A 25,775-nucleotide genomic window follows, 5' to 3' on the forward strand; every position below is an offset into this window, starting at 1 on the left:
TCCCTACCGACCGGCTGACCCGTCGACCGGTCAGCCGGTCAGCATCGCGAGCAGCAGGCCCGCGCTGACCAGCACCGCCGGGACCAGGCACACCAGCGCCCCGAGCCGGGTCGTGCGCTCCACCCGTCCGCCCTCCGGCGGCGGGAAAAGCCGCCCGATGCCGATCCAGCCCGCCGCGAACGCCACCGCCGGCATCGGCAGCCCGCAGACCAGCGCGGCCACGCTCGCCGCCCCGGTGCCGGTCGCCACGAACAACAGCACCTGGATCGCCGGCACCAGCAGCGCCAACGGCCCGTACACCAGCAGGTTCCGCAGGCGCGGCGGCCAGGCGGCCATCCGGGGCAGCCCACGTGCGGAGAGCGTCGCGTCCGCGGCGTCCGCCCGGCCCCGGGCAGCGCGCAGCGCGGCCAGCACCGCCGCCGGCCCGCCCGCCATCGCCCGGGTCGCCTCGGTCACCTCCGGCGGCGTCGGGACCAGGGAGATCGGCGGTACGCCCCGCTCGCGCAGGAGAACCTCCTGCGCCGCCAGCCGGGTCCGTACGGCGGTCAACTCCTCGCGGGCGGCCTGCACCGACCGGGCCTGCTCGCCCGCGGCGGTGGCCGCGTCGCGGCGCACCCCGTCGAGCTGCCGGGCGGCGGCGAGATACTCGGTCCAGGCGACGGACACGGCGTCGACGCCCCCGACGGATCCCGCCGGCCCGGCCCCGCCGGTGCGCTCCCCGTCGGCCGCCACGGCCTCGACCGCTGTCGGACCGGCACCGGAGCGTTGCCGCCCCGGCGCGACGCGCCCGGTCGTGTGCGGGGTCCCGACGCGGCTCATACCGGCTCCTCCTCGGCGAACGGGACCAGCACGGTGCCCTGCCCGCCGGGGCCGTCCCAGAGCACCGCCCGGCCGGGGCGGGGCCGCCACTGCACCTGACGGCCGAAGACCGACGCGAGCTGCGCGCCCGGCAGGTCCACCACGGCCACGGCGGCGAGCTTGTCCACCTCGCCCTCGGGCTCCAGCAGCGCCGCGAACGACGGCACCGTCCGCCAGCGGCCCAGCAGGTGCCGGCCGGCGGGCGGTCCCTCCCGCAGGAGCGTGCGCAGCCGCTCAGGGGGCAACTGCTCGGGCGTCGGCACGTCCAGTCCGAAGACGACCAGGTAGGCGGGCACGGCGTCGTCCACGGCGGCGAGCAGGCCGGCGAGGTCCACGCTCTCCACCGGGTGCCGCCCGGCCAAGTCGGCCGCCAATGCCTCGGCCACCGACCGGCAGTCCTCGTCCGGCGCGGCGAGCACGAAGCGGGCGCTCCCCGGGGGGTGGTGCGCCGCCACGCTGCGAGCCGCGGTGGCCAGCAACCGGGTCGCCTCCGGCCCGGGGCCGAGCACGGCCAGGTTCCGCCCCGGGGCCGGCCCGAGCGACACCGAGACGGTGCTGCGGGGCACGTCCACAGCCCGGCCGAGCAGGGCCGCGGGGCCGGGGGCCTGCCCGGCCAGCGCGGCCCGGTACCGGGGATCGTTGCGCAGCAACGGGCGGGCATAGCCGGCGAAGACCACCGGCGGGGTGGCCCCCTCCGGGCGGGCCGACCAGAGTCGGTGCCGCAGCTCCTCCACCGTGTCGGGATGGTCCTGCGGGTCCGGGAACCGGACCATCCGTTCGTGCCCCCGGATCGCGCCCCGGGGCCCACCGAGCCCGCCGGCGGTGTTCACCACCGCGCTGCCCACCGGCAGCCCGGCGGCCGAATCGTTCGTCGGCTCCAGCACGGAGCTCCCGCCAGGCAGCGCCACCCGCACCGGGAACTGCCCCAGCACCGAGTCCCGGTCCGTACGCGAGCCCAACCCCAGGTCGCCCTCGCCGGCCAGCACCAGGTGCACCCCGTACGCGCGGCCCGTGCGGGCCAACCCGTCCAGCCGTGCGGCGGCGTCGGCGGCCAGCCGGTCGCGCTCGGCGAAGAGCAGCGGGAGGTTGTCGAGCACGCAGACGACCCGGGGCATGGGCCGGTGCTGTCGCAGCTCGGCGAAGCGCTGGCCACCGGCCCGGGCACCCGCCTCCTCGCGTCGCCGCACCTCCGCCGACAGCTCGTCGAGCAGACTCAGCACGTACTCCCGGTCGGCGGCCATCGCGGCGGCCCGCACCTGCGGGATCCACGACCGGTCCCGCTCGGTCTGGAGGAACTCCACGAAGGACTCCGCGTCGGCGAGATCCGCCAGGTAGAGGACCAGCTCGTCGGGGCCGTAGCGGGCGGTCAGGCCGAGCAGCGCGGACGTGAGGAAGGTGGAGCGGCCCGCGCCCGAACGGCCGCTGACCAGCCAGTGCGGCGTCAGCTCCGTGAAGCCGAGCGACACCGGACGGCCCCCGGCATCCCCGACGGTCGTGCTCAGCCCACCCACGCCGCTCGTCGTCCACAACTCCTCGTCGGCCGACGGCAACAGATCGGTCAGCGTGAGCCGGGAACCCGCCTCCACCTGGTCGGCCAGCCGCCGGCAGACCGCGTCGACGAGTTCGGTCGGCGGGTCCGCCTCGATGAAGACCGGCGAGTTGAGCCCGCCCGGAGGATCGGCGCCCGGGCCGGCGAACGCCCCGCCCGGCGGATCACCCAGCAGCGCGTAGGCCGTGCGGACCGCCAGGGTCGTCGCCCACGGCAGCGGCTCCCGGACGTCCGCCGGCGGCCAGCCCGCCACGACGAGGTGCAGGCCGGCGGACCGGCCCGGCTCCGCCAGGGTCTCGATCCGGGCCAGATCGGTGGGTCCGGTCGACTCGGGCAGCGCGGCGATCACCAGCAGCAGCGTCCGGTCGTGCCGGCGACGCCCGCTCGTGCCGGGGGTGACCCACTGCTCGGCCTCCGTGAGCACGGCCCGCAGACCCGTCACGTCCAGCGCCGGGGGTGGCAGCAGCCCCGCGTCCGCGAGCGGCGCGAACGGCGCGAGGGCCGTGCCGGTGGCGTCCACCGCGCGGACCAGCAGCGCCCCGGCCGGGGTCGCCGCCAGCAACCGCAGCAGTACGCTCCGCAGCAGTCCCGCCACCCGGGGATCCCGGGCGTCGACGTCCATCGTGAGGTGACCCGTGCCGAGCAACGGCACCAGCGCGGGAAACCGGGCGTCGTCCAGCGGCGCCGCCGTCCCGACCCGGACGAAGGGGGGCGGACCCTCACCGGCCGGTGTGGTCGGTGCCGTCGCCTCCAGGGGGGCGCCCGCCCAGCCGGGGGCCAGCACCGCCGCCGCAGACCGGAGGCGGTCGGCCAACTCGTACTGGCGGCGCTGGTCGGCGGGGGCGGGCCGGGTGTCGTCGAGGACGCTCGCGGCGGCGGTCGCGGTGGCTGCGGCCCGCCTGTGCAGTGCGGCGGCGCGGTTCGTACGTCCCTTCGGACCGGCCACCGCGTCCACCCCCTCTGCCCGAGGTCGGCAACCCCTCCCCGCGCAGAGACCGTAACCCAGCCGAGCCGACTCGTCCGGGATGCGCGGCGGCACTGCGCCGGGGATGTCGTGGATCTCACCGATGGGCAGTGGTCCGTCACGATCCGCTGGATCTGAGGCATTGGGTCTGCCGCGTCCAGCCGCTAGCCTCAGGGGGTGGAATCAGTGCAGCCCCCCGCCGGTTCCCAGGTCTCCCGCGTACCGGCGCAACGGCCTCCCTCCGACCGCCTGGCGCCGCCTTCGCCGGCCCCGGCACCGGAGCGGCCACGGCGGCGGCTGCGCACCTTGCTCACGGTGGTCACGAGCCTCGTCGTGGCACTCTGCCTCGGCGGGGTGGCCGCCGGATACGTGCTCTACAACCGGGCCGCGACACCTGACCGTGGTTCTCCGGACGTGGCGGTCGTCAACTACCTGCAAGCCGCGCTTGTCTCACGTGATCCAAATCGCGCCGTTCTCTTCACCTGCGATGGCTCGTTGCAGTCAATCGAAGATCTGCGATCCCAGCTCGAACGACGCGAGAGGGACTTGGGGACGAGCTTCTCGATCAATATCGAGAATGTCGTGGTCGTCATGAACGGCTCATCATCGGCCACGGTTACGGCGGTTATCCGTCGCAGCGCCTCCGTGGACGGGGTGCAACAGAGCCTCACCGACCCGTGGCGTTTCGAGGCGCAGGACAGAGATGGGTGGCGGGTGTGTGCCGGAGCACCAGCGAGCTGAACTTGTTATTCGATCCAGAGGAGATGGACCGGGACCTCCAGTGTGGTCGGTGACTGCCCTCGCCAGGCCCAGCGGTACCAGTCCACCTCCGGCGTCACCCGGACGCAGATGTCGCCATCCGCGCCGGAGTAGGTCTCGGTGACGGCTCGCAGATCCCGGTATTCCACGGAATCCACGACATGCACCACGCGCCGTCCTGCGACGGCGTCCGACTCGAAGACCGGGGTCGGCATGCGGTGCGTCGGGGCGTCCAGGGACACCAGGCGGACGCCCGTCTCACGTTCCGCTGGGCCGTCCGGCCGTGTCCCCACCGTCTCCACCCAGACCCGTTCCACGGGGACCAACGGGGCGAAGACCTCCACCTGGTCGGACTCCGCCCGGTACCACTCGTGCTCGGGGATTACCGGCACGTAGGTCCGGCTGCCCTGCACCACCCGGTCGTCGGCGCGAAGGTCGCCGCGCCAACCGTGTCCGGGCAGGCCGACCAGCACGCGTTGCCCGCGGAGTTCGACGCGGCCGGTGGCCGGCATGATTTCGATCGGCCGGGGGGGCCTGGGAGCCCAGTCCGGATGGTCGGCGAACGGGTCGGGAAGCGGCTCGTTCATGACGGCGAGCGTCTCATCCCACGCTCTTGAGCGGCGCGCCGCGCGATCGCATGAACGGCACCGGGTTGATCGCGCCCCGGCTGCTCCGATCCTCGTCCTTGTGTACCTCGAAGTGCAGGTGCGGACCCGAGGAGTTGCCGCTGCTGCCCACCTGGCCGATGACGGTACCGGCCTCGACGAGTTGGCCGACCCTGACACTGGGCCTGCTGACCATGTGGCAGTAGCGGGTGATGAAGCCGCCAGCGTGCAGGACGTCGACGAACCAGCCGCAGCCGCCCTTGTCCGGCCAGCCGTCGACGTTGCAGGTGCGCCGGCCGCTGTTGTCCGGGTCGCAGCGTGACACCAGGACCCGTCCGGTGGCAGCCACCCGGATGTCCGTGCCCTTCGGCGCGGCGATGTCGACCCCGTTGTGCCCGGGTCGCTTCGCGGTGCGGAATCCCGAACCGACGCCGCCCGGAATGGGAGCGGTCCATCCCGAGGCGGCGATCTGTCCCTTCTCGGCGTCGTCGCACTTCCGCTCGCCATCGATCAACGCGATCCGGGCCGCCCCGCCAGCCAGCGCGTTGACGATCTGCGCGGCCACGTCCTCGTGCTTGGCGTACGCGTCCGGGAAGGCGCTGATCTGCACGGCCTGCGCTGCTCTGGTCAGCGACATCGTCTCCCAGTCGGGCACCCGGACGAGTTTCTCGTAGAACTTCCGGGCCGCGTACTCGGGTGTCATCCGCTGCGCCACGGTGCCCCAACTGGCGCGCTGCTGGAAAAGACCGACAGAGTCGTGGTCTGCGCCGACGCCTTCGTTGGGCAGATTCCCGGACTCGCCGACGGTGCGGTTTGCCAGATTTAGAAGCCTGGATTCCTGCATGGCCGTCGCCACGGCGATTACCCATCCGCGGGGAGGCACCTTCATCTCCTGTCCCACCTTGATAATCCTCGCGGCGTTGCGGAGCTGACGTTCGCCATACTTCGATATCCGAGGCATGTCGCCTACTACGCTTACCTGATAGTTCTCCTTACAATCCTGACCGGTCAACGTCATGCCGGTGCTGGACTCGCCACCGAGTTCCGTGAGGAAGAAGGCACCCACGCCGCCGGTGCAGCAGAGCAGGGCGAGCGTCGCTGTCAATCCGGCGGCCAGCGCGCCGAGTCGGAGTCGCCGACGGCGGGGGCGTACCTCGTCGCTCATGCCTGCTCCCAGTCCACCGCGTCCACCAGCCACCGACCGTCGGGTGCCACCAGTTCGAGGCGGAGCCGTCCCGTGTCCAGCGGAACCAGCACCTCGACGAAGTTCTCCGCTCGGGGCCGGAGCGTGACGTCGCCGTTCACCTGCCCGGCTGGCACCCCCGAAGGGTCCACGCCGGCCAGCTTGTCGATCAGCGCCGGGGTCGACAGGGGACGCAGGTCCTCCTGCCACCGCTCCGCCGTGATGCCCGGCTTGCCGAGCCAGGCGGTGACGAAGCGCGCGGCCGTCTGCTCCGGTGTTAGTTCGCCAGGGCGGGTGACCGGGGAAGGCGGAGCACCCGTCGAGAACGCCCCGTCGTCACCGGCGGTCGGGGCGACGGTGGTGATCGGTCGGTCGGGGCGGTTGCTGAGCCCGGAGGTGGGATCGCCGGGCCCGGAGACCAGCCGCGCCGCTCCGATGATCCCGAACACGAGTACGGCGATGCCGATCGCGATGCCGAGCCGGGATCGGAGTACCCGGGTGACGAGAAATTCGATCGCTCGCCGCACCGCACTCACCGCGCCTCGGAGCGGATCCGGGGAGCGGGCCGGTCAGGCGTGCGTTCCGCAGACCCGGGACGGTAGATGGCGAACGAGGGGCTCTCGTCCGGCACGTCCGGCTCCGTCCACGTGGCGGGCTGCCGCCGCCGGGGTCGGGGCGCAGCCGGGCTGGAGGTGCGCCGGTCCTCGGATGGCGCGGCGTCTTCGGTGGCCTGCTCGCGGCCGTCAGGGCGCTGCCGATCCTGCCCACCGGGGGCGGTGGCTTGCCCACCACGGGTGGCGGCGTGCGTCGGATCCTCCCGCCGGGCCTCGGGTCGAAGGGTGGGCTGCTCCGCCACGACGCCACGACGCCGGCCCATCGCCGGCTCGGCCGTGCCACCGGGTTCCGCGACGTCGAGCCGGGCGGCGGTACGCATGTCCCGGAAGAAGCGTCGGTGCCACGAGCCGGCCGAACTGACCGCCTCGCTGCTGTCCTTGCCGCCGAGTTGGGTGATCCGCCGGTAGGGGCGTAGCAGCAGCCAACCGACCACACCGCAGAGCCAGACCAGCACCACCTGGAGCCAGCCGGGCAGGGTGGGGGTGCTCATGATGAGGTCGACCGCGAAGAGATAGATGGCGGCCCCGGTGCCGAAGATGGCGATGTTGAAGACGGCGGCGACCACCGCGTTGGCCAACCGCCGCAAGCCGGCGCTGGCCGGACGCATCAGGCCCACCGTGCCGAGGATCGGCGCGGCGATCACCGCCCAGCGGAAGATCAGGAAGCCCAGCAGCACCAGCAGCGAGGCGGTCAGGTCGAACATGGCGAAGAGCACGGCGGCCAGCACTGCGATGAAACCGGCACCGACCCGGTCCATGTCCCGGACGCCCTGGAGATACTCGTACGCCTCCGGATCCTCCTCCTTGATCTGCTCAGCTACCTTCATCCACTGCTGCTGCTTCGCCTCAATGGTGGCTTGACGTGTCGCAGGGTTCGCACGGAGTGACTGCGCCTCGCCCCAGGTCAGCGACCGGGCGTCGTAAAGGGCTGGTCCGTATTTCTTGGCAGTCTCGCTGTCTGCCGATCCGAGGACTCCCCGTAGCCAGTTTCGGTACAGCATGGATTCGGTAGCGGTGTCGCTGGCTCGCACAGCAGGCGGACGATTGTCCTTGCAGCGTTCTGGGTCGGGGTCGATGCACCGGCCTGGCGCAGGTTCCTTCACCTGTGGCCCGACCGCGTCATGCACTACGCCCAAGGTGGTGACGAGGGTGCCGTCGGCGATGTTGGCCGACTTGACCGGCCAGGCGGCCAGGGCGGTCACCGCCACCATCACCAGCAGTGCCCAGCCTGCCGTGGTCATCGCGTTGCTCATGTCGGACTGGCGGGAGCGCCAGAGCAGGTACAGACCGACCACGCAGAGAGTGACGATGCCGAAGACGCTGAACACCTTCTGGTAGACGGCCTTCGTCGCCTGGTCCACCAGCGGGTCGGCCCAGCCCCACATCGAGCGCGGGTTCCAGGCGCGTTCCCGCAATGCATTGGAGGCACCGATTATCGCAGTGGCGATCATGAACTCGCCGTTAGCGACGGTGGTGGTGAACTTGTAGTCCGGGTGCAGCACGGTTGAGGCACAACCGATGTCGTATGTCGTGTAGCTGTACCCGGCGTATCCGTAGAGGCTGTATCGGCCGGTGATGCCGGCGGAGGATTCGGGTGGAGAACTGGCAAACCAGCCAGCTAGACCTGCATCGGGAGCCCCGGGGGTTGGTGGCTCAAGACACTCCGCCCGAGCGGCCGATACGTCCTGGAGCTTGGCGACGCAGGCGCGGAAGTCGGCCTGCCACTCCGGGGTGGTGCAGAGGTCGGCCTTCGCCTGGGCGGTCAGCGGGGCGGGGCCGGCTGCCGTGGCGCCGACGGCCGGCCAGCCGATCGTGGCCCCGGCGAGTACGCCGAGCGCGAGCAGGAACGCCGCCAACCGTGCCCGGGCCCGCGCCATGTCACGCCTCCATGTTCGGCAGGATTGCCGGCAGTACCCCGGCCGCCGCGGCGATCGCGGCGGGGGTGGTGTCGAGGTGGTCCAGCAGTCCGTCGACGTACGAGACGTCGACCCGGACCTTCTGCACTCTGCCGTCGACGTCCCGCATCACGAACTCCCGGAAGCCGAGCCGGGTCGCGCTGGTGGCGTCGGCGGCGGAGAGGGAGGCCAACGTGGCCTCGTAGCCGTCGTCGACCGGCACCCGCAGCAGCCGGAGCGCTTCGGAGGCGATCTCCGCGTCCTCGGCGATCCGGCCCACGAAGACGGTGGAGACCAGGTTCTGCACATCGAGGCCGAGGATGTCCTTCGGGTTCTGGGAGGCCACCAGCGCGGCGAGGTTCCACTTGCGGGAGTCGCGCGCGAGCCGGACCAGGAACGACCGTCCGGAGCGCCACCCTTCCATGAAGTGCGCCTCGTCCAGCCCGACCAGCTTGCGCGACGACATCGAGCCGCCGTAACAGCGGCGTACGGCGAGCCGGTGCGCGGTGTGCAGCATCGGCAGGGCCAGCGACTCCTCGGCGGACCAGTATTCGCGCTCGATCTTCAGGTCGGGCAGTCGCAGCCCGGCCATGGTGATCACCGTGAGCGCGGCGTCCGCGCCCAGCAGTCCCTCCGGCGGCCGGCCGAAGAAGAGCATGGCCAGCGGCATCTCGGCGGTGTCCAACAGCAGGTTGGCCAGTTCCCTGCCGGCGTCGTCGTCGACCTGGCTGAGGCAGGCGACCACGTCGTCCAGGGTCGACGTCTCCTCCGCCGGCACCTGGCGTACGGCGTGCCGGAAGAGGGTCGCGGTGGACGCCTCCCGGGCGACCTGCGGGGGCACCAGCATCATGCAGATGTCCTGCACCAGCATCCGCCGCTCGGCGCGGGCGTTGGAGACCGCGATCTCGAACTCGCGGTCCCCCGAGGCCCCGGTGCCGAACTCGCTGCGCAGCGGCGTCGGGATGAGCGAGTACGGGGCCAGGGTGCCGTGCTCGGAGCCGGTCAGGTTCAGCACGCGCGCGTACGGCCGCAGTTCCGGCATGGCGCAGAGCCGGGCGAGCGGGCCGGACGGGTCGAGCAGCGTCACCTGCACCCCGCGTCGGGCCGCGAGGTAGCCGAGCGCGCCGAGCAGGGTCGACTTGCCGCCGCCCGGTTCGGCGACGAAGACGGCGAGCCCGGAGCGTTCGCGTACCTCCATCGGGAAGTGCAGGTCGAGGAAGACCGGCCGGCGGCAGGTGCCGGCGGTGCGCCCGATCAGGTCGCCGCGCCGGTCGCCGACGGTGGAGGCGGCCTGGGGGAGCGCGGCGGCGAGCAGGTTGACCGGCATCCGCCGGACGTAGCCGGTGTTGGCGATGGGTTCGCCGGGGATGAACTCGCGGGCCAGCCAGTCCTGGTTCTTGGGGTGTTGCAGCGAGATCCGCAGCTCGCGGGAGTAGAGCTGGATAAGCCGGCGGGCCCGCTCCAGGCACTCCTCGCGGTTGCGGCCGCCGACGGCGATCCGGTGCCAGCCGTGCGCGCGGGCGGAGTCGACCGGCAGCCCGGTCGTCATCTCGTCACCGATCACCAGGGCGCGCTTGGCGAGCCGCTCCAGCTCGGGCGGGGCGTCGATGCCGTGCTCGGCGTAGTCGAGCTGCTGGGAGCGGATCATCCGCAGCCGGTGTTCGAGGTTACGGAAGGAGTCGCCCGAGCCGAGGATGTCGACGCGGGTGGAGAGCTCCATCGGCCACGGCAGCCGCTCGTGGAAGTGCAGCCAGGGCTCGTGTCGCTCGGGGATCTCCAGCGGCTCCATCCGGCCGACCGCCAGCACGGCGACGTGTCGTTCCTCGCCGGTCATCCGGTTGACCAGCTTCACCGTGGAGCCGTACGGGGTGCGGTAGCGCTCGACCTGCTCGGTGAGGGCGAGCAGGTCCCCGCGTTCCCAGCGCCCGTCGGTGAGCGGGGACAGCTCCCCGGGCGGCGCCATGCACAGCGCCACCGAGCGGTAGAGCAGCCACTCCAGCTCCTGTGCGGTGACCCGCCGGCCGCGCATGCCGAACGCGCCCAGCACCTCGTCGAACTGCTCGACGGTGCGGCCGAGCTTGCGGCGCTCGCCCTCGGCCACGCCGCGGCCGAAGGTGCGCAGCACCCGCTCGCTGAGCGAGTCGCCGAGGGACCGCCGGGCGAAGGTGACGCCGAGGTAGGTCTGCCCCTCGGCGTGGTTGACCGAGAGCAGGTGCCGCTGCGCGGCGACCAGGTGGTCGCCCCAGCTGGCGGTGCCGGGGACGTCGGGCAGCGGCGCGGCGGTGTGCGCGTCGACGGTGCGGGCCCACTCGTCGGCCGGGAAGGGCCGGGTGGTGCGTCGCAGGTGCAGCCGGAAGCCGGCCAGCCCGGCGTACTGCTCGGAGATCGCCGAGAGCAGCGCCTCCCGTTCCGCGTCCGGCCGGAACGCCCAGCGCACCTCGGGCAGCCAGTACCAGGCGGTGACGGTGTTGGGGGTGAAGGTCAGGTGGCCGGCGATCTCGGTGATGGCCAGCTCGACCGCCGGATCCCGGTCGCCGAACTTGATCTTCGGTGGCTTGACCCGGACGGGCTTGGTGGGCTGGCCGCGCCGGCCGGCGGAGCGCTGCCGTGGCGCAGCGACCTCCCGGCCGGTCCGCTCCGGCTGGCGCTCCCCGCCGGGGCGGGACGCCAGCGGGGCGGCCGGTTCCGGCGCGGTCGGGGCGAGTGGCGCCGGCCCGGGGGATACGGCGTGGGCCGGCGGCGGTGCCGTCGGGGCGGCCGTCGTGTCCTGCGCCGGTGGGCGGGTCGTCGGCAGCCGGTCCCCGGGCTGGTGGGGCACCCGGGACCTGGCCGGCCGGGTGGGCGGCTCGTGGGTGGCCGGAAGCTGGTCGACGGTCGGTGCCGCCTGGGCGGGCGTCCGGTCGATGGCGTCGCCCGGGTGGCCCCGGTCGGCCCGGTGGCCTGCCCGTACGGGCGGCGGGGTGGGTACCGGCGGGAGCGCCGCCGGGGCGGCCGGTTGCGGCGGGGCGGCGGGGTGTTCCCGCCCGCTGCTCCGCTGTGGGGGTGCCGCCGGTCGGGGCGCGCCGGGGCGCGTACCACCGAACAGGTCGAGGAAGGGCGAGTCGATGTCGGCGCTGTCGCTGGCGGCGGGCTGCGGCTCGGCCGGCGGCGTCCGGCGTGGTGCCGGACGGGGTGCCTGGAAGACGCCCACGCCGCCGTGCCCGGGTGACGTCACCAGGGCCGGGTCGAGGGCGACCTCGTCCGCCTCGGGATCATCCACGTAGTCGAACGACCGCGCACGGTTACCGTGCGGGACGGCCGGACGCCCTGCCGGGGAACCCGGCGTGGAACTGCGATTCATGCGACCGCCTCATCCGCGTCGTTCGACTGCCTGGTCGGGGTGCGACCGGTCATGCCAGTTCCTCCCGGATCCTGATCCGACTGCCGACCAGGCGGGGATCCCGCTGCTCCGCGGCCGGCTCCCGGGTCCGCCGCCAGTCCGTCAGCGCGGTGCGGATCACCATGCGCGCGGGCCGGTCCGGGTCGACGTACCGGAAGATGAACGAGGTGCTCACGATGGCGAGCGCGATCTCCCAGGCCGGGAAGAGCTCGACCTGCAACGTGAACAGCCAGTGGATGAACATGTAGAGGGGAACGAGCAGCATGAACAGCCCGTACTGGGCGTACGGCAGGTGGACGGGAAGGGTGTAGCCGGGCGGCCCGAGGTAGACCAGGCGAGCCCGGTAGATGTCGTCGTCGGTGCGCAGCCGCATCTCGTGCCCGCGCCTATTCGAAGATCAGGTCGATCAGGTAGTCGCCGATGAAGAAGAGTGTGGCGGCTCCGGCGATGAAGGCGAGCCCGACGATCGCGATCGCCGAGCTGGTGAGGACCTTGGAGATCTCACCCCGGCTGGCCCGCCCGATGAAGATGACGCCCAGCACGGCCAGCAGGATCGGTGCGATCTTGCTGGCGAAGAACGTGACGACACCCTCGGTGTCGATGCCCTTGGGCGCGGGCTCGGCGAGTGGAGTCGACGCCAGGGCGGAGAGCGTGTGGGTGGCGGCGGACGTCGCCGTCTCCATCAGCTCGATGGCGATCACTGGAACCTCCCCAAGTCGCGGCCGGCGGCGCGCGGTGGTGCAGTAGGCATGCCTGGCGGGAACGGTGCTCCCTGTGCAGCGTCGGCGACCCTGCGTTCGTCACCCACCACCGAGGGTGGCGAGTTTTGGGCGGATTTTCCCGCTTCGGCCCTCCCTCCAAGCTTCGCCATCTCGATGCCGGGCAGTTCCAAAGCGTACGGGCACCCACTGTTTGCGACAAGCCGCGAAGAGTCTGCCCGATCCGCCCCGGACGACCGATCGTACACCCGTTCGAATCCGCATGTCATCGCCCTCGACCCGGCCCGCCCGGAGCGGTCCAGGCGACCGGTACCGTCTAGCCGTGACCGATCTGGTACGGGCCTCGGCCCCGGTGGTGATGGGCGTCCTCAACGTCACGCCCGACTCCTTCTCCGACGGCGGACGGTACGCCGACCTCGACGCCGCCGTCGGACACGGCGTCCGGCTGCGGGCCGACGGCGCCCACCTGGTGGACGTCGGCGGCGAGTCCACCCGGCCCGGCTCCGACCGCGTCGACGCGCAGACCGAGACGACCCGGGTGGTCCCCGTCATCCGGGAGCTGGCCGCCGCCGGTGTGCCCGTCAGCATCGACACCACCCGCGCGCGGGTCGCCGAGGCGGCCCTCGCCGCCGGTGCGGCCGTGGTCAACGACGTCTCCGGCGGCCTCGCCGACCCCGACATGGCCCGGGTGGTCTCCGACGCCGGCTGCCCCTGGGTGCTCATGCACTGGCGGGGCCACTCCCGACAGATGGGGGAGCTGGCCCGCTACGCCGACGTGGTCGCCGAGGTACGCGCCGAGCTGGGCCGCCGCGTCGACGAGGCGCTGCGGGCCGGGGTCGACGCCGACCGCATCGTCGTCGACCCGGGGCTGGGCTTCGCCAAGACGGCCGCGCACAACTGGGAGCTGAGCACCCGCCTGCCCGAACTGCTGAGCCTCGGCTTCCCGCTGCTCTTCGGGTCCAGCCGCAAGTCGTACCTGGGGCGGCTGCTGGCCGGTCCCGACGGCACCCCCCGCCCCACGGACGGCCGCGACGTGGCCACCGTCGCCACCAGCCTGCTCGCGGTGGCGGCCGGTGCCTGGGGCGTACGCGTGCACGACGTCCGGGCGACCGTGGACGCCCTCGCCGTCTGGCAGGCCACCGGCGCGCCCCGCCTGGCCCCCGCAGCCGACCCGATCCTGGCCCCCGCCGCCACCGGAGGAACCCGGGGCGCGGTCGGGGCGGACCTCACCCGCGAGCACGGAGGAGACCGATGACCGACCGGATCCAGCTGACCGGCCTGCGGGCGCACGGGCGGCACGGGGTGTACGACTTCGAGCGCGAGCAGGGGCAGGACTTCGTCGTCGACGCCGTGCTGGAGATGGACCTCGCTCCGGCCGCCATCTCGGACGAGGTGGGCGACACCGTCCACTACGGCGAACTGGCCGAGCGGTTGGTGGCGGTGGTGACCGGCGAGCCGGTCAACCTGATCGAGACCCTCGCCGACCGGCTGCTGGCCGTCTGCCTGGCCGATCCCCGGGTCGAGGTCGCCACGATCACCGTGCACAAGCCGGAGGCGCCCGTCCCGCACGCCTTCACCGACGTGGCCGTCACGATGACGCGGCGGCGCGACCGGTGACCCGCGCCGTGCTCTCCCTGGGCAGCAACCTCGGCGACCGGCTGGCCCACCTGCGCGGTGCCGTCGCCGCGTTCGGCGACAGTGTGCTGCTGGTCTCCGGTGTCTACGAGACTCCACCGTGGGGGGACGCGGACCAGCCCGCGTACCTCAACGCCGTGCTGCTCGCCGAGGACCCGGCCGCGGGCCCGTACGACTGGCTGGAGCGGGCCCGGGCGGCGGAGCGTGCCGCCGGGCGGACCCGCGACCCGCAGCGGCGGTTCGGGCCCCGGACCCTGGACGTGGACGTCATCGCCGTGTGGAGCGACGGCGACGAGCCGGTGCTCAGCGACGACCCCGAGCTGATTCTGCCGCACCCCCGGGCCCACCTGCGGGCCTTCGTGCTGCGGCCGTGGATCGACCTCCAGCCGTACGGGCGGCTGCCCGGGCACGGTTGGCTGACCGACCTGCTCAACACCGCTCCGGTGGCCGAGGACGCGCTGGATCTGCGCCCCCGGCCGGATCTGGCGATAGAGTCGACGGCATGACCCAGTGGAGCCGGCCGGCATGACGCAGGCGCAGTCCCCAGGACCGGGCGGAGCAGGCCCGGAGCGGTCCCGGATGGGTCCCACCCGCATCTCCACCCTGCTGGTGGCCGGCCTCGGGGCCGCCGCCGTGGCCTGGTTGCTGATCAGCACCCTCTACTACGACTACCTGCCGGAACTGCCCTGGCTGCCGGTCGTCACGCTCGCCGCGCTGGCCGTGCTGGAGGCGTACGCCGCAATCAACACCAGGGGGCGCATCGAGCGCAGGCCGGGCCGCGAACCGGTGAACGCCCTGCTGGTGGCCCGGTTCGTGGTGCTGGCGAAGGCCTCCGCGCTGGCCGGCGCGATCTTCGCCGGGTTCTACGCCGGGCTGACCGGCTGGCTCTTCGTGGAGCGCACCGACGCCGCGATGGGCGACCGGCCGATCGCCGGCGCCGGGCTGCTCGCCGCCCTGGCGTTGGTGGCGGCGGCGCTCTGGCTGGAGCGTTCCTGCCGGGTTCCGGAGCAGGAGGACGACGAGGACCGCGAGCCCGGCGGCCGGGAGGGCCGCCCCGGCGCGCGCTGATTCCGAGGGGTTACGCCCGGCCTCCCGCGCGGGTACCGTGCCTGCGACCGAGAGCAACGCCGCCCCGGTCCGCCGGCGCGTCGGGCCTGGGGTGGCCACGTGGGAGGCGGCGTCATGCGGTACGACGAACCGGGGCGTGAACCGTCCCCCGAGCCCTCGTCCGGCATCCCCGCCTCGGTCCTGGAGAACGTCTTCGACGACCCCGCGCACGGCGAGCCCGGCCGCGACCGGTTCGGCGTCCACGTCGTCTGGGAGCTGCTGCTCCTGGCCGGGCTGGGTCTCCTCACGTATCTGCTCTGGGCGGAGGACCCGGCCGCGCTGCGCGGCGACGGGCTGCGTTCCCTGCTCCTCGACGTGGTCGTGCTCGGGCTGCTGGCGCTGGCCGCGGGGCTGACCCTGCGTACCGCCGCGGTGAACCTGGCCGTCGGCCCCGTCGCGGTCGCCGCCGCGCTGCATGTGGCCGAGCAGGGCGACCGGGGCGTCAGCGCCGCCGCCGGCCCGGCCCTGCTGGTCGCCGCGCTGGGCGGGCTCGCCCTGGCGCTGGTCGTGGTGGTGCTGCACGTTCCCGGCTGGGCCGCGTCCCTCGCCGCCGCCGCCGGAGTGATCGTGTACATCCAGCGGCGCTCCGCGGCGGTCCTGCCCCAGGGCGACTACGACCCGGAGCGCGCTGCGTTGTACCTCTTCGTCGGGTTCGCGGCCGTCGCGGTGCTCGGCGGCCTCTTCGGTTCGGTGCGGGCCGTCCGGCGGGTGGTCGGCCGGTTCCGCCCGGTCGTGGACCCGGCCCGCCGCCGGGGCGCGGTGGCGGCGGTGGTCACCACCGCCGCGCTCGTCGGCTCCACGGTGCTGGCCGCGCTGGCCGGCATGCTCGTCGCCAGCCGGGACATCGCCCCGGTCGCGCCGAACCCCGGGCTCGACTGGACGGTGCTCGCGGTCGGCCTGGCGCTGCTCGCCGGCACCAGCGCCTTCGGCCGGCGCGGCGGCGTCTTCGGCACGCTGCTGGCGGTCTGCCTGGTCACGGTCTTCCTCGCGTACGCGCGGGCCCGGGGCTGGACGGTGAGCCGGTGGGCGGTGGGCGCGGCGGCGATCGGCGTCGGGCTGCTGGTCACCCGGCTGGTCGAGACGTACGGACGGCCGGCGACCGGTGCGGCGGAGCCGGTGTTCTCCGGGGACGGGCGGTTCGGCGTGGGCTGGACGGCGCCGTCCGCGGACCCGGTGGGCGACTGGCCCCCCGCCGTGCCGAGGCGGTCCCCGGAGAGCCCCGTGGACCCCTGGCGCGACCCCGGCTGGGAGAGCGGCCCGCGCCGGTGGGACGGCGGCGACCGGTGAGCCGTGCCGCGTCCACCGGGCCGGGAGTGATCTCGGCGGTTAGGCTCGCGGAATGACCGACACACCATCGACCTCGGCCGGCCCGTCGTTCGAGGAACTCGACGCGCTGTCCACTGAGGAGCTGCGGGAGCGGGCGTTCGCGGTCGCCCGGGAGCATCGCGACGTGCGCTTCTTCTGGTCCGTGCTGCGGCACCTGCCGAACGCGGACGAGGCCGCCGCCCTCGACGGCGCGCCCAACTCCGTCGGCCCGACGATCGACGAGGCCGCGGCCCTGTGGCGGGAGCTGACCGGGCACGGCTACGAGGAGTCGGCGCCGCTGCTGCGCGCCGCGTTCATCGACTACCTGATGAAGCACCCGCGCCGGTGACGTCGACCGACGGCCCCGGGCAGGTTTGCCCCCCGCGGTCCGCCGGGAACTGAGCCGATCATGGCGCTCACCAACCCGTCGCGGACGGGCGGTCGCTACGGGACGGCGGCGGGCACGGGGGCGCTCGCGGCGCTCCTGCTGGTGGCCGTGTGCGGCAGTCCGGCGTACGTCGGCTGGGCCGCCGGCACCGACCCGAACTCCGCGGGCGGCTGGTACCTGCAACTGCTCTCCTGGCCGGCGTGGCACTTCGGCGGCGACGGGGCGACCGGCGGCCTGCTCGTGGCGAACCTGCGGGCCGTCCTGCTGGTCATCCTCGCGGCACTCTTCCTCTATCTGCTGCCCACCTCGCAGGTGGCCCGGGTGCAGGGGTCGGGGACGCAGTTCTTCTCCGGCTGGGCCGCGTACGTCCTGGCCGGCGGCTTCGCCTCGCTGCTCGCCGCCTTCCTCGGCCCGGAACCGTCGCTGCTCACGGCGATCCAGGCGGGCGGCGCCGGCGCGACCTACGGCTTCCTCTCCGGTTGGGTCATCGGCGCGGCCAGCCTCGGCGGACGCGCCTGAACCCGCCGCCCCTCAGCGTCCGGGCCCGCCCAGTTCGAGCAGCCGCGCCCGGCTGAGCACGCCGACGGGCCGCCCTTCGTCGGTCACCACGACCCGGTCGGCGGCCGAGGTCAGCAGCACCCCCAGGGCGTCGTACGCCGAGCCGCCGAGCGGCATCGTCGGCAGCTCGGCCACCCCGGTCTCCGGCAGCGGTTCGACGGACTCGCCGGTGACCGGGGTCACCGCCAGCCGGCGGATGCCCCGGTCGGCGCCCACGAACTCCCGCACGAAGGGCGTGGCGGGCGCGCCGAGCACGGCGGCGGGGGTGTCGTACTGCTCCAGCCGCCCGCCCTCGGAGAGCACCGCGATCCGGTCGCCGAGCCGGACCGCCTCGTCCAGGTCGTGGGTGACGAGCACGATGGTCTTGCGTACCTCGGCCTGCAACCGGAGGAACTCCTCCTGCAACCGGGTACGCACGATCGGGTCGACGGCCGAGAAGGGCTCGTCCATCAGCAGCACGACGGGGTCGGCGGCCAGCGCCCGGGCCACTCCGACCCGCTGCCGCTGCCCGCCGGAGAGCTCGTGCGGGTAGCGGCGGCCGAAGGTGGCCGGGTCGAGTCCGACCAGCTCCAGCAGTTCGTCGACGCGGCGGCGGCTGCGCTGGCGCGGCCAGCCGAGCAGCCGGGGCACGGTGGCGACGTTGGCGCTGACCGTCTGGTGCGGGAAGAGGCCGACGTTCTGGATCACGTAGCCGATCCGGCGGCGCAACCGGACCGGGTCCACCCGGGTGACGTCCTCGCCGCCGAGCAGGATCCGGCCGCCGGTCGGCTCGATGAGGCGGTTCACCATCCGGAGCACGGTGGACTTGCCGCAGCCCGACGGTCCGATCAGCACGGCCAGCTCGCCGGCGGCGATGTCCAGGCTCAGCTCGCGTACGGCCTCGGTGCCGTCGGGGTAACGCTTGTGGATGCCCTCCAGCACGATCGACGCCGCGCGCGGCTCGGGGCCCTCCGGGGTAACGTCCACACATGTCCTTCCGCCTGAGCTACCGGGCCGACCCGGGTAACCCCTGGTTCTCCTGGCAGTACGTGCGGGACAACTCTGACACGATCCTCGCCGCCGTGCGGGAGCACGCCTCGCTGACCGCCCGCGCGGTGCTGATCGCCGCCCTGGTCGCGCTGCCGCTGGCGGTGGCCGCGTACTGGTACCGCTCGCTCGCCGGGCCGGTCCTGGCCCTCACCGGCGTGCTCTACACGGTGCCGTCGCTGGCGCTCTTCGCGTTCATCGCCCCCTATCTGGGCATCGGCGCGCTGACCGCGCTCAGTGTGGTGGTCCTCTACGCGCTGCTGGTGATCGTCCGTAACGCCGTCGCGGGGCTCAACCAGGTGCCCCCCGAGGTCCGCGAGGCGGCCGAGGGGATGGGGTACGGCCGTTGGGGTCGGCTGTTCCGGGTCGAGTTGCCGCTGGCACTGCCGGGCATCCTCACCGGGCTGCGGCTGGCCACCGTCTCCACGGTGGCCCTCGTGACCGTGGGCGTGGTGATCGGGCGCGGCGGTCTGGGGCAGCTGATCTTCGCCGGGTTCCAGAACAACTTCTACAAGGCGCAGATCATGACGGGAACGCTGCTCTGCGTCCTGCTCGCCCTGGTGCTCGACCTGGTCCTGGCGGGTGCGGGCAGGCTGCTGACCCCCTGGCTGAAGCGGGCCCGGTGAGCGCGAGGAACGTAGCGCAGCGGAGTCCCGCGGTCGCGAGCGGAAGGTGGGCTCGGTGAGCGCGAGGAACGTAGCGCAGCGGAGTCCCGCGGTCGCGAGCGGAAGGTGGGCTCGGTGAGCGCGAGGAACGCAGCGCAGCGGAGTCCCGCGGTCTTGGACGGAGGATTGGCTCGGTGAACCCGGTCGAGGCGGCGCTGGTCTGGCTCAACGACCCGCTGAACTGGACGAACCCGGGCGGCATCCTGGACCGGCTCGGCGAGCACCTGTCGATGTCGGCGGCGGCGGTGGCGTTGGGCTGCCTGGTCGCCTGGCCGATCGGGCTCTGGCTCGGGCACTCCGGCCGGGGCGGCGGGCTCGTGGTGCTGGTGTCCAATGTGTCCCTCGCCGTACCCACGCTCGCCCTGCTCACCATCCTGCCGCTGACCTTCCTCGGTTTCGGCCGGCCGTCGGTGGTGGTCGCGTTGGCCGTCTTCGCGGTGCCGCCGCTGCTGGCGAACGCGTACACGGGGGTGCGGCAGGCCGATCCGGAGGCCCGGGACGCGGCACGCGGGATGGGCTTCTCCGGGTGGCAGTTGCTGCGCCGGGTCGAGCTGCCGCTGGCGGTGCCGTACCTGGCGGCCGGGTTCCGCACGGCGGCGGTGCAGGTGGTGGCGACCGCCGCGTTGGCGTCCTTCGTCAACGGCGGCGGCCTGGGCCAGATCATCCGGGCGGGCTTCGGGCTGGACATCGCCGCCGGTGGCGGTCAGATCCTCGCTGGCGGCGTGCTCGTGGCCGGGCTCGCCATGCTGCTGGAACTGGTGCTTGCCCTGGTCGAGCGCCTGGTCACGCCGCGCCCGCTGCGGGGCGACCGTCGCCGGGCGCGCCGCCGCGCCGCGCAGGCGGTGGCCGGAGGCTGAACGCCTCCGCCGCACCTGGACGCCGTGCCCGATCGACGGGTGGATGCGGAATCCGACTCACCTCCGGTGACGATCCGGTGACAAACCGGCTCCCGAGTTGTCGGTGCCGTGTGGAAGATGTTGGGGTGGGAAATGCGGGCGACGCTTGAGTCAGCCGCCCGTGGGACACAGCGGGCGGCCGGAAGGAGATCGCCCGTCGGACACGCGGCCGGCCCGGCGGGGCCGCGCCGGGACACGGAAGGCGGGCACTGATGCGCGCGCGTACACGCCTGGCCGTCGGTGCGGTGGGAGCCCTCGCCGCGGCGGGGCTGCTGACCGGCTGCGGTGACGCCGGCTCCTCCGGCACTGACGCCCCCGAGCAGGCGGCGTCCGGGGCCGGCTGCGCGCCGGTCGCCGGTGACCAGCTCGTCGTGCTCGACGACGACAAGAAGCTCCAGAACACGGACAACGTCATCCCGGCGGTCAACGCCGACGCGGCCAACCCGCAGCTCCTCGCGGCGCTGGACAAGGTCTCGGCCGCGCTCGACACGCCGAAGCTGATCCAGCTCAACAAGGCCGTCGACGTCGACCGCAAGACGGCGCAGAAGGCGGCCGAGGAGTTCGCGGCGACCAACGGTGTCACCGCGGGCATCGCCAAGGGGCCCGGCGGGCAGATCGTGATCGGCGCGGCCAACTTCACGGAGAACCAGATCCTGGCCGAGCTCTACAAGATCGCCCTCACCGCGGCCGGCTACGACGCCAAGGTGCAGCAGATCGGCAACCGGGAACTCTACGAGCCGGCCCTGGAGAAGGGCGAGATCCAGGTGATCCCGGAGTACGCGGCGACCATGGCCGAGTTCCTCAACACCAAGGCCAACGGCAAGGACGCCGCGCCGGTGTCCTCGCCCGACCTCGACAAGACCGTCGCGGCGCTCAAGGCGGCCGGCGACAAGGTGGGCCTCGTCTTCGGTACGCCGGCCGCAGCGCAGGACCAGAACGCGTTCGCCGTGACCAAGGCGTTCGCCGACAAGTACGGCATCCGTACGCTCTCCGACCTGGCCGCCAAGTGCTCGGGCCAGGCCACGGTGCTGGCCGGGCCGCCGGAGTGCCCGCAGCGGCCGAAGTGCCAGGCGGGGCTGGTTCAGGTCTACGACTTCAAGGCGGGCTCGTTCAGCTCGCTGGACCAGGGCGGTCCGCAGACCAAGAACGCGCTGAAGACCGGGGCCGCGAGCGTGGGCCTGGTGTTCTCGTCGGACGGCGCACTGGCCGTCGGCTGATCCTCCCCGGCCGCCGGTGGCACGGACCACCGGCGGCCGAGCGGTGGACCGCTGCCCCGCCCGCAGCCGGTCCGTCCAGCAGGCGGCGGCGCGACTGTGGACGCCGCCGCCGGATGCCCCTGCTCGCCATTCCCGGGCGGGGAAACTCTCGGTAGGCTGCGGACCCATGCCAGCCCCGGTCACCCCCGCCGACAAGCGCAGCGCGTCGATGCTCACCATGCTCTTCTGGGCCGGTGTCGCCCTGGCGCCGGTGGCCGCGTTGATTCTCCTCGTCGCCGACGGCAACGGTCCGCTGCGGTTCGCCGCCGTGCTTGCCATCCTGGCCGTCGTACTGATCGGCCTGTCGATCGCGTTGCGCGTCGACGGCGCGGGTCCGGCCCGGACCGAGGAGCTGCTGGACGAGATCGAGCAGCTCCGACACGAGTTGCGCGGGGAGATCGTGGCCGCCGCCCAGCGCGGCAACCAGGCACTCGACCACGCCCAGCGGGCCCAGGAAGAGGTGACCGCGCTGCGTCGGCGGCTGGACGCCAGCAGCGCCGCGCTGGCCGGGGTCGACGCCGCGCCCGGTACCGGCCGGGCCCGGGCCTCCGTCGACGACGCGGTCGCCGGTCGGGGGCGGGTGCCGGATCAGGACGACGCGGTGCCCCGCCGGGGGCGTGCCGACCGGGACGACGAGGAACGGGTCCGCAGGCCGCAGCCGACTCCGCGGACCGAGCGGCCGGCCCCCGGCGCGTACGGCACGGACGGGCCGTCCCCGGGAGCGGGCGGCGGGTACGGCGCGGACCGGTCGGCCGCCGGCGGAACGGCGGGGGTGTACGGGGCGGCCCGGCCGGCGGAGCCGGGGAGCCAGCCCGGCGCCCGCCCCCTCGGGGTGGTGCGGCACACCGAGACCGTGCACGTCACCACCCGGCACACCGTCGTCGACGGCTCCGCGTCCGTGCCCGGCGACCGGGGTGCCCGGTACGGCGGCGGGTACGCGGGCGGCTGGTCGCCCGCGCCGGAGGAGCGGCCGTGGTCGGGCGAGCCGGACGACCGCCCCTGGGCCGGCGACGGGCACGACGACCCGGGCGACCGGTCCCGCCACGACGACCGGCCCCGGTACGAGGAGGGGGCGCGTCATGGCGACCGGCCCCGCCATGAGGAGCGGGCCCGTCACGGCGACGGGGCGCGACCGGGCCCCGGGAGCGCCGCCCGGGAGGGCCGGACGGCCCAGCCCGGCGACCGGGGATGGTCGAAGCAACCCGGCGACCGGGAGTTGTCGGAACCGCGCGACGAGCGGGAGTGGGGCCGGCACGACGAGCGGGGGCAGCGGTGGGACGACCGGGGCGGGCCGGGCAGGGGTGCGCCGGCCGCACCGCCCGGCCACGAACGGCCGTATCCGCCCGCCGAGGCGGGAGCGGAGGACGGGGAGTACTGGTCGCAGCTACGCGCCGGGGACCGGTGGGCTGCCGTACGGGACGACGAGCGGGGTCGGGAGCTGCGGGTCGGGGAGCGGCGTGCCGAGGTGCGCACGGACGCCACCGGCACCGAGTACCGCGTCGCGGACCGCTGGGCATCGGTGCGGCGGGACGAACCGCGCCGGGCGGGAGAGCGCGCGGACGACGGGTGGCGCGGCGGCTGGCCGGAGCCGGCCGACGCCCCGGCCCTGCCGGCCGGCGGGGTGCCGGTGCCCGACGAGTGGCGTCCACCCCGCCAGCGGGGACAGCAGCCCGAGGCGCGGCACGACGCCCGCCAGCCGGAGGCGCACCGCGCCCGTCGGGCGGAGCCCGAGCCGGAGCGGTACGGCTACCCGCAGGAGCGGTACGGCCGGCCGCCGGAGGAGCGGTACGGCTACCCGCCGCAGGACGACGAGCCCCGGGCGGGCGGTGCCCGCAACCCCGACCGCTGGCGCTGACCCCGGCGGCGGCCCGTCAGGATCGGCCGTCGCCGTCCCGGCCAACCGTCCCGAGCCGGCGCAGCCGGTCAGCTCTGCGAGCCGGCCAGTGCGCCGCCGTCCGGCGAACGGGTCCAACCGGGAGCCAACCCGGCGAACGCGACCGGGAGCCGGCCGTCCAAGGGCGGGCCGGGGTCACTTGTCGATGTCGCCGACCACGAAGAACATCGAGCCGAGGATGGCGATCAGGTCCGGCACCAGGCAGCCGGGGAGCAGGGTGGCCAGCGCCTGCACGTTCGCGTACGACGCGGTGCGCAGCTTCAACCGCCAGGGCGTCTTCTCGCCCCGCGAGACCAGGTAGTAACCGTTGATGCCGAGCGGGTTCTCGGTCCAGGCGTAGGTGTGCCCCTCGGGGGCCTTGAGCACCTTCGGCAGCCGGGTGTTGATCGGCCCGGTGAGCCGGTCCACCCGGTCCAGGCACTGCTCGGCGAGGTCGAGCGAGGCGTACACCTGGTCGAGCAGCACCTCGAAGCGGGCGTGGCAGTCCCCGGCGGTCTTCGTCACCACCGGCACGTCGAGCTGGTCGTAGGCCAGGTAGGGCTCGTCGCGGCGCAGGTCGAGGTCGAGGCCGGAGGCCCGTGCGACGGGCCCGGACGCGCCGAACGCGGCGGCGTCGGCCGCGGAGAGCACCCCGACGCCGACCGTGCGGGCCAGGAAGATGTCGTTGCGCCGGATGAGGTTGTCCAGGTCGGGCATCCGCCGGCGGACCTCGGCGATGGCGGCCCGCGCCCGGCCGGTCCAGCCGGCCGGCACCTCCTCCTTGAGCCCGCCCACCCGGTTGAACATGTAGTGGATCCGGCCCCCGGAGACCTCCTCCATGACCGCCTGGATGGTCTCCCGCTCGCGGAACGCGTAGAACATCGGCGTGATCGCGCCGATCTCCAGCGGGTAGGAGCCGAGGAACATCAGGTGGTTGAGCACCCGGTTCAGCTCCGCGAGGGCCATCCGCAGCCAGGTGGCCCGCTCCGGCACCTCCATGCCCATCAGCCGCTCGACGGCGAGCACCACGCCCAGCTCGTTGGAGAAGGCCGAGAGCCAGTCGTGCCGGTTGGCCAGCACGATGATCTGCCGGTAGTCGCGGACCTCGAAGAGCTTCTCCGCGCCCCGGTGCATGTAGCCGACGATCGGCTCGCAGGCCACCACGCGCTCGCCGTCGAGCACCAGCCGGAGCCGGAGCACGCCGTGCGTGGAGGGGTGCTGCGGCCCGATGTTGAGCACCATGTCGGTGCCGAGCTGTTCCCCGCCGGCCCCGGTGCCGACGGTCAGCTCGCGGAGGTCGCCGGCGTCCGTGGTCATGCCCGTCATCGTGCCATGAACCGCCCGGGGTCGACGCCGACCGGTTGCCGCAGCCACCAGTGCCCGCCCAGCCCGGCCGGGTCGGTCAGTTCGGCCACCGCCGACGCGGCGGCGAGCGCCCGCACGTACCCGGCCGGGTCGCTGGCGGCCAGGCTGAGCGGGGGTCGGCCGCCGTCGGCCCCGAGCGCCCGCAGCGCCTCCCGCTGCGACCCCAGGTCGTACGCGCACCGCGCGACCCGGGCGCCGGCGGAGGCGACCGAGTCGACGGCGACGTGCGCGGTGACGTCGCGGCTCCCGTCCGGCACCGGCGGCACCTGCCGCCCGCCCCGGTATCCGGTCAACGTCCCGTCCACGGGCCGGCCGTCCCGCAGGTGCCCGTAGTCCACGGCCAACGCCAGCCCCCGGTCGACGTGGCCCACGGCGTGCGCCCACGCCTCGTCGCGGGTCCGGCCGATCTCGGCTCTGACCGCTGTCAGGGGTTCCGGCCACCATCGGGTGAGCCAGTCCGTGTCGGCGGCATCGACCGGGTCGCCGACGGTCTCCGCGCCGGTGGCCGGGTCGACCAGCAGGTAGCGCCAGCCCTCGGCGGTGTGCACCGCCACGTCGAGCGGCACGTTGTCCAGCCACTCGGTGGCCACCAGCAGCCCGGTGATCCCGTCGGGTATTTCGTCGAGCCAGTCGATCCCGTCGGGCAGGTCGGCCGGTCGGGGCGCCTTCTCGACCGCGGTGAGGCGTACCCGGGAGGCGAGCGGAACCGGCGTGGAGGGCGCGGGACCGGCGGACGACGGGCCGGACGAGGCCGGGGGCCGGGCGGCGGCCGGGGGAGTCGGGGTCGCCGGGGAGCCCGTCCGCGCAGGGATCAAGCCTGACCGCCCGGGGCGGGCGGGCTCCCCGGCGACCTTCAGCGCGGCGGAGAGCGCGCGGAGCAGCTCGCCCCGCCCCGCGCCCACGTCGACCACGCGGAGGTCGGCGGGGTGGCCGAGGGCGGCGTCGACCCGCTCGACGAGCCGCAGCAGCGCGTCGGCGAAGGCCGGGGACGCGTGCACGCTGGTGCGGAAGTGGCCGGCCGGCCCCGGCCCGGAGACGAAGAAGCCGCCCGGCCCGTAGAGGGACCGTTCCATCGCGTCCCGCCAGCGCTCCGACATCAGTCCGTTCCTCGTGCGGCGTGGGTCACCGGCCCGACCCTACGGTCAGCCGGTCGGCGCGGACGTTCCATCCCCGGGC

24 protein-coding genes are annotated in these 25,775 nt (G+C 74.0%); 12 read left to right on the forward strand and 12 right to left on the reverse strand.

Annotated features, from left to right (window positions below; translation table 11 throughout):
* Positions 1-30: 30 nt before the first annotated feature.
* Positions 31-819 carry a hypothetical protein gene (locus tag ACGFIG_RS00630; RefSeq protein ID WP_392997962.1) on the reverse strand — a complete coding sequence of 263 codons (789 nt, stop codon included), beginning with the start codon at positions 817-819 and terminating at the stop codon, positions 31-33.
* The gene (locus tag ACGFIG_RS00635) at positions 816-3,362 is read right to left on the reverse strand and encodes an FtsK/SpoIIIE domain-containing protein (protein WP_392997963.1); all 2,547 of its coding nucleotides are present in this window, start codon (positions 3,360-3,362) and stop codon (positions 816-818) included. Before ACGFIG_RS00635 ends, ACGFIG_RS00630 begins: the two co-directional genes overlap by 4 nt.
* A 195-nt stretch (positions 3,363-3,557) precedes the next feature.
* Between ACGFIG_RS00635 and ACGFIG_RS00640 the strand changes: the two genes are divergently transcribed.
* Positions 3,558-4,112: a hypothetical protein gene (locus tag ACGFIG_RS00640; RefSeq protein ID WP_392999360.1), complete on the forward strand. Its 555-nt coding sequence runs from the start codon at positions 3,558-3,560 to the stop codon at positions 4,110-4,112.
* Positions 4,113-4,117: 5 nt separating this feature from the next.
* On the opposite strand, the gene ACGFIG_RS00645 is transcribed toward ACGFIG_RS00640, so the two are convergent.
* From ACGFIG_RS00645 to ACGFIG_RS00675, 7 genes are read right to left on the reverse strand one after another with little or no spacing between them, the layout of a single operon-like run.
* On the reverse strand, positions 4,118-4,717 hold the full coding sequence (locus tag ACGFIG_RS00645) for a hypothetical protein (protein ID WP_392997964.1): 600 nt from the start codon (positions 4,715-4,717) through the stop codon (positions 4,118-4,120).
* A 13-nt stretch (positions 4,718-4,730) separates the two neighbouring features.
* Positions 4,731-5,900, reverse strand: a complete 1,170-nt coding sequence (locus ACGFIG_RS00650; protein WP_392997965.1) for a M23 family metallopeptidase — start codon at positions 5,898-5,900, stop codon at positions 4,731-4,733.
* A complete protein-coding gene (locus ACGFIG_RS00655) occupies positions 5,897-6,454 on the reverse strand; it encodes a hypothetical protein (protein WP_392997966.1) in 558 nt (185 codons plus the stop codon). Before ACGFIG_RS00655 ends, ACGFIG_RS00650 begins: the two co-directional genes overlap by 4 nt.
* Positions 6,451-8,409, reverse strand: coding sequence for an MFS transporter (locus ACGFIG_RS00660; RefSeq protein ID WP_392997967.1), 1,959 nt, complete (start codon positions 8,407-8,409; stop codon positions 6,451-6,453). The genes ACGFIG_RS00655 and ACGFIG_RS00660 overlap by 4 nt, the downstream gene beginning before the upstream one ends.
* A 1-nt stretch (position 8,410) precedes the next feature.
* Complete coding sequence (locus ACGFIG_RS00665) at positions 8,411-11,767, reverse strand: ATP-binding protein (protein WP_392997968.1); 3,357 nt, start codon at positions 11,765-11,767, stop codon at positions 8,411-8,413.
* A gap of 49 nt (positions 11,768-11,816) precedes the next feature.
* The gene (locus ACGFIG_RS00670; RefSeq protein ID WP_089003089.1) at positions 11,817-12,179 is read right to left on the reverse strand and encodes a hypothetical protein; all 363 of its coding nucleotides are present in this window, start codon (positions 12,177-12,179) and stop codon (positions 11,817-11,819) included.
* Positions 12,180-12,192: 13 nt separating this feature from the next.
* Positions 12,193-12,507, reverse strand: coding sequence for a hypothetical protein (locus tag ACGFIG_RS00675; protein WP_392997969.1), 315 nt, complete (start codon positions 12,505-12,507; stop codon positions 12,193-12,195).
* Positions 12,508-12,847: 340 nt separating this feature from the next.
* On the opposite strand from ACGFIG_RS00675, the gene folP reads away from it, so the two are divergent.
* The 7 genes from folP to ACGFIG_RS00710 all read left to right on the forward strand — a co-directional run bounded on the left by folP (position 12,848) and on the right by ACGFIG_RS00710 (position 17,479).
* Entirely contained in the window at positions 12,848-13,780 is a 933-nt protein-coding gene (gene folP / locus ACGFIG_RS00680; protein ID WP_392997970.1) for a dihydropteroate synthase, read from the forward strand.
* Positions 13,777-14,142 carry a dihydroneopterin aldolase gene (gene folB, locus ACGFIG_RS00685; protein ID WP_392997971.1) on the forward strand — a complete coding sequence of 122 codons (366 nt, stop codon included), beginning with the start codon at positions 13,777-13,779 and terminating at the stop codon, positions 14,140-14,142. The genes folP and folB overlap by 4 nt, the downstream gene beginning before the upstream one ends.
* A complete protein-coding gene (gene folK / locus ACGFIG_RS00690) occupies positions 14,139-14,666 on the forward strand; it encodes a 2-amino-4-hydroxy-6-hydroxymethyldihydropteridine diphosphokinase (RefSeq protein ID WP_392997972.1) in 528 nt (175 codons plus the stop codon). The genes folB and folK overlap by 4 nt, the downstream gene beginning before the upstream one ends.
* Positions 14,667-14,739: 73 nt before the next feature.
* A complete protein-coding gene (locus ACGFIG_RS00695) occupies positions 14,740-15,228 on the forward strand; it encodes a DUF3180 domain-containing protein (protein WP_392997973.1) in 489 nt (162 codons plus the stop codon).
* A 114-nt stretch (positions 15,229-15,342) separates the two neighbouring features.
* Positions 15,343-16,554 (forward strand): ABC transporter permease, encoded by a 1,212-nt coding sequence (locus ACGFIG_RS00700; RefSeq protein WP_392997974.1) that lies wholly within the window; start codon positions 15,343-15,345, stop codon positions 16,552-16,554.
* Between the two features lie 52 nt (positions 16,555-16,606).
* Positions 16,607-16,921: a hypothetical protein gene (locus tag ACGFIG_RS00705; RefSeq protein ID WP_392997975.1), complete on the forward strand. Its 315-nt coding sequence runs from the start codon at positions 16,607-16,609 to the stop codon at positions 16,919-16,921.
* Positions 16,922-16,981: 60 nt separating this feature from the next.
* Positions 16,982-17,479, forward strand: a complete 498-nt coding sequence (locus ACGFIG_RS00710; RefSeq protein ID WP_392997976.1) for a hypothetical protein — start codon at positions 16,982-16,984, stop codon at positions 17,477-17,479.
* Between the two features lie 12 nt (positions 17,480-17,491).
* Here the strand turns inward: ACGFIG_RS00710 and ACGFIG_RS00715 are convergent, their stop codons facing one another.
* On the reverse strand, positions 17,492-18,484 hold the full coding sequence (locus ACGFIG_RS00715) for an ABC transporter ATP-binding protein (RefSeq protein WP_392997977.1): 993 nt from the start codon (positions 18,482-18,484) through the stop codon (positions 17,492-17,494).
* 2 nt (positions 18,485-18,486) lie between these two features.
* Between ACGFIG_RS00715 and ACGFIG_RS00720 the strand changes: the two genes are divergently transcribed.
* From ACGFIG_RS00720 to ACGFIG_RS00735, 4 genes are all read left to right on the forward strand, one after another.
* Positions 18,487-19,170 (forward strand): ABC transporter permease, encoded by a 684-nt coding sequence (locus ACGFIG_RS00720; RefSeq protein WP_392997978.1) that lies wholly within the window; start codon positions 18,487-18,489, stop codon positions 19,168-19,170.
* Between the two features lie 164 nt (positions 19,171-19,334).
* Positions 19,335-20,066 carry an ABC transporter permease gene (locus tag ACGFIG_RS00725; protein ID WP_392999362.1) on the forward strand — a complete coding sequence of 244 codons (732 nt, stop codon included), beginning with the start codon at positions 19,335-19,337 and terminating at the stop codon, positions 20,064-20,066.
* Between the two features lie 251 nt (positions 20,067-20,317).
* The gene (locus ACGFIG_RS00730) at positions 20,318-21,322 is read left to right on the forward strand and encodes a glycine betaine ABC transporter substrate-binding protein (RefSeq protein ID WP_392997979.1); all 1,005 of its coding nucleotides are present in this window, start codon (positions 20,318-20,320) and stop codon (positions 21,320-21,322) included.
* 166 nt (positions 21,323-21,488) lie between these two features.
* Positions 21,489-23,216 (forward strand): hypothetical protein, encoded by a 1,728-nt coding sequence (locus tag ACGFIG_RS00735; protein WP_392997980.1) that lies wholly within the window; start codon positions 21,489-21,491, stop codon positions 23,214-23,216.
* Between the two features lie 174 nt (positions 23,217-23,390).
* Here ACGFIG_RS00735 and ACGFIG_RS00740 read toward each other — a convergent pair whose 3' ends face one another.
* Both ACGFIG_RS00740 and ACGFIG_RS00745 read right to left on the reverse strand, forming a co-directional pair.
* Complete coding sequence (locus ACGFIG_RS00740) at positions 23,391-24,560, reverse strand: NADH-quinone oxidoreductase subunit D (RefSeq protein ID WP_392997981.1); 1,170 nt, start codon at positions 24,558-24,560, stop codon at positions 23,391-23,393.
* Complete coding sequence (locus ACGFIG_RS00745; protein ID WP_392997982.1) at positions 24,557-25,696, reverse strand: SAM-dependent methyltransferase; 1,140 nt, start codon at positions 25,694-25,696, stop codon at positions 24,557-24,559. The genes ACGFIG_RS00740 and ACGFIG_RS00745 overlap by 4 nt, the downstream gene beginning before the upstream one ends.
* Between the last annotated feature and the right edge of the window lie 79 nt (positions 25,697-25,775).

Source organism: Micromonospora sp. NPDC049048, from assembly GCF_043197615.1.
In the GTDB taxonomy this organism is placed as follows: domain Bacteria; phylum Actinomycetota; class Actinomycetes; order Mycobacteriales; family Micromonosporaceae; genus Micromonospora.

What these genes read in the sequence shown, in the direction of transcription:
- ACGFIG_RS00650 (WP_392997965.1), bottom strand. Translation starts at nt 5,900, where the DNA reads ATGAGCGACGAGGTACGCCCCCGCCGTCGGCGACTCCGACTCGGCGCG.
- ACGFIG_RS00735 (WP_392997980.1), top strand. Translation starts at nt 21,489, where the DNA reads ATGCCAGCCCCGGTCACCCCCGCCGACAAGCGCAGCGCGTCGATGCTC.
- ACGFIG_RS00730 (WP_392997979.1), top strand. Translation starts at nt 20,318, where the DNA reads ATGCGCGCGCGTACACGCCTGGCCGTCGGTGCGGTGGGAGCCCTCGCC.
- ACGFIG_RS00660 (WP_392997967.1), bottom strand. Translation starts at nt 8,409, where the DNA reads ATGGCGCGGGCCCGGGCACGGTTGGCGGCGTTCCTGCTCGCGCTCGGC.
- folB (WP_392997971.1), top strand. Translation starts at nt 13,777, where the DNA reads ATGACCGACCGGATCCAGCTGACCGGCCTGCGGGCGCACGGGCGGCAC.
- ACGFIG_RS00705 (WP_392997975.1), top strand. Translation starts at nt 16,607, where the DNA reads ATGACCGACACACCATCGACCTCGGCCGGCCCGTCGTTCGAGGAACTC.
- ACGFIG_RS00710 (WP_392997976.1), top strand. Translation starts at nt 16,982, where the DNA reads ATGGCGCTCACCAACCCGTCGCGGACGGGCGGTCGCTACGGGACGGCG.
- ACGFIG_RS00695 (WP_392997973.1), top strand. Translation starts at nt 14,740, where the DNA reads ATGGGTCCCACCCGCATCTCCACCCTGCTGGTGGCCGGCCTCGGGGCC.
- ACGFIG_RS00630 (WP_392997962.1), bottom strand. Translation starts at nt 819, where the DNA reads ATGAGCCGCGTCGGGACCCCGCACACGACCGGGCGCGTCGCGCCGGGG.
- ACGFIG_RS00745 (WP_392997982.1), bottom strand. Translation starts at nt 25,696, where the DNA reads ATGTCGGAGCGCTGGCGGGACGCGATGGAACGGTCCCTCTACGGGCCG.
- ACGFIG_RS00665 (WP_392997968.1), bottom strand. Translation starts at nt 11,767, where the DNA reads ATGAATCGCAGTTCCACGCCGGGTTCCCCGGCAGGGCGTCCGGCCGTC.
- ACGFIG_RS00720 (WP_392997978.1), top strand. Translation starts at nt 18,487, where the DNA reads ATGTCCTTCCGCCTGAGCTACCGGGCCGACCCGGGTAACCCCTGGTTC.
- ACGFIG_RS00670 (WP_089003089.1), bottom strand. Translation starts at nt 12,179, where the DNA reads ATGCGGCTGCGCACCGACGACGACATCTACCGGGCTCGCCTGGTCTAC.
- ACGFIG_RS00645 (WP_392997964.1), bottom strand. Translation starts at nt 4,717, where the DNA reads ATGAACGAGCCGCTTCCCGACCCGTTCGCCGACCATCCGGACTGGGCT.
- ACGFIG_RS00700 (WP_392997974.1), top strand. Translation starts at nt 15,343, where the DNA reads ATGCGGTACGACGAACCGGGGCGTGAACCGTCCCCCGAGCCCTCGTCC.
- ACGFIG_RS00740 (WP_392997981.1), bottom strand. Translation starts at nt 24,560, where the DNA reads ATGACGGGCATGACCACGGACGCCGGCGACCTCCGCGAGCTGACCGTC.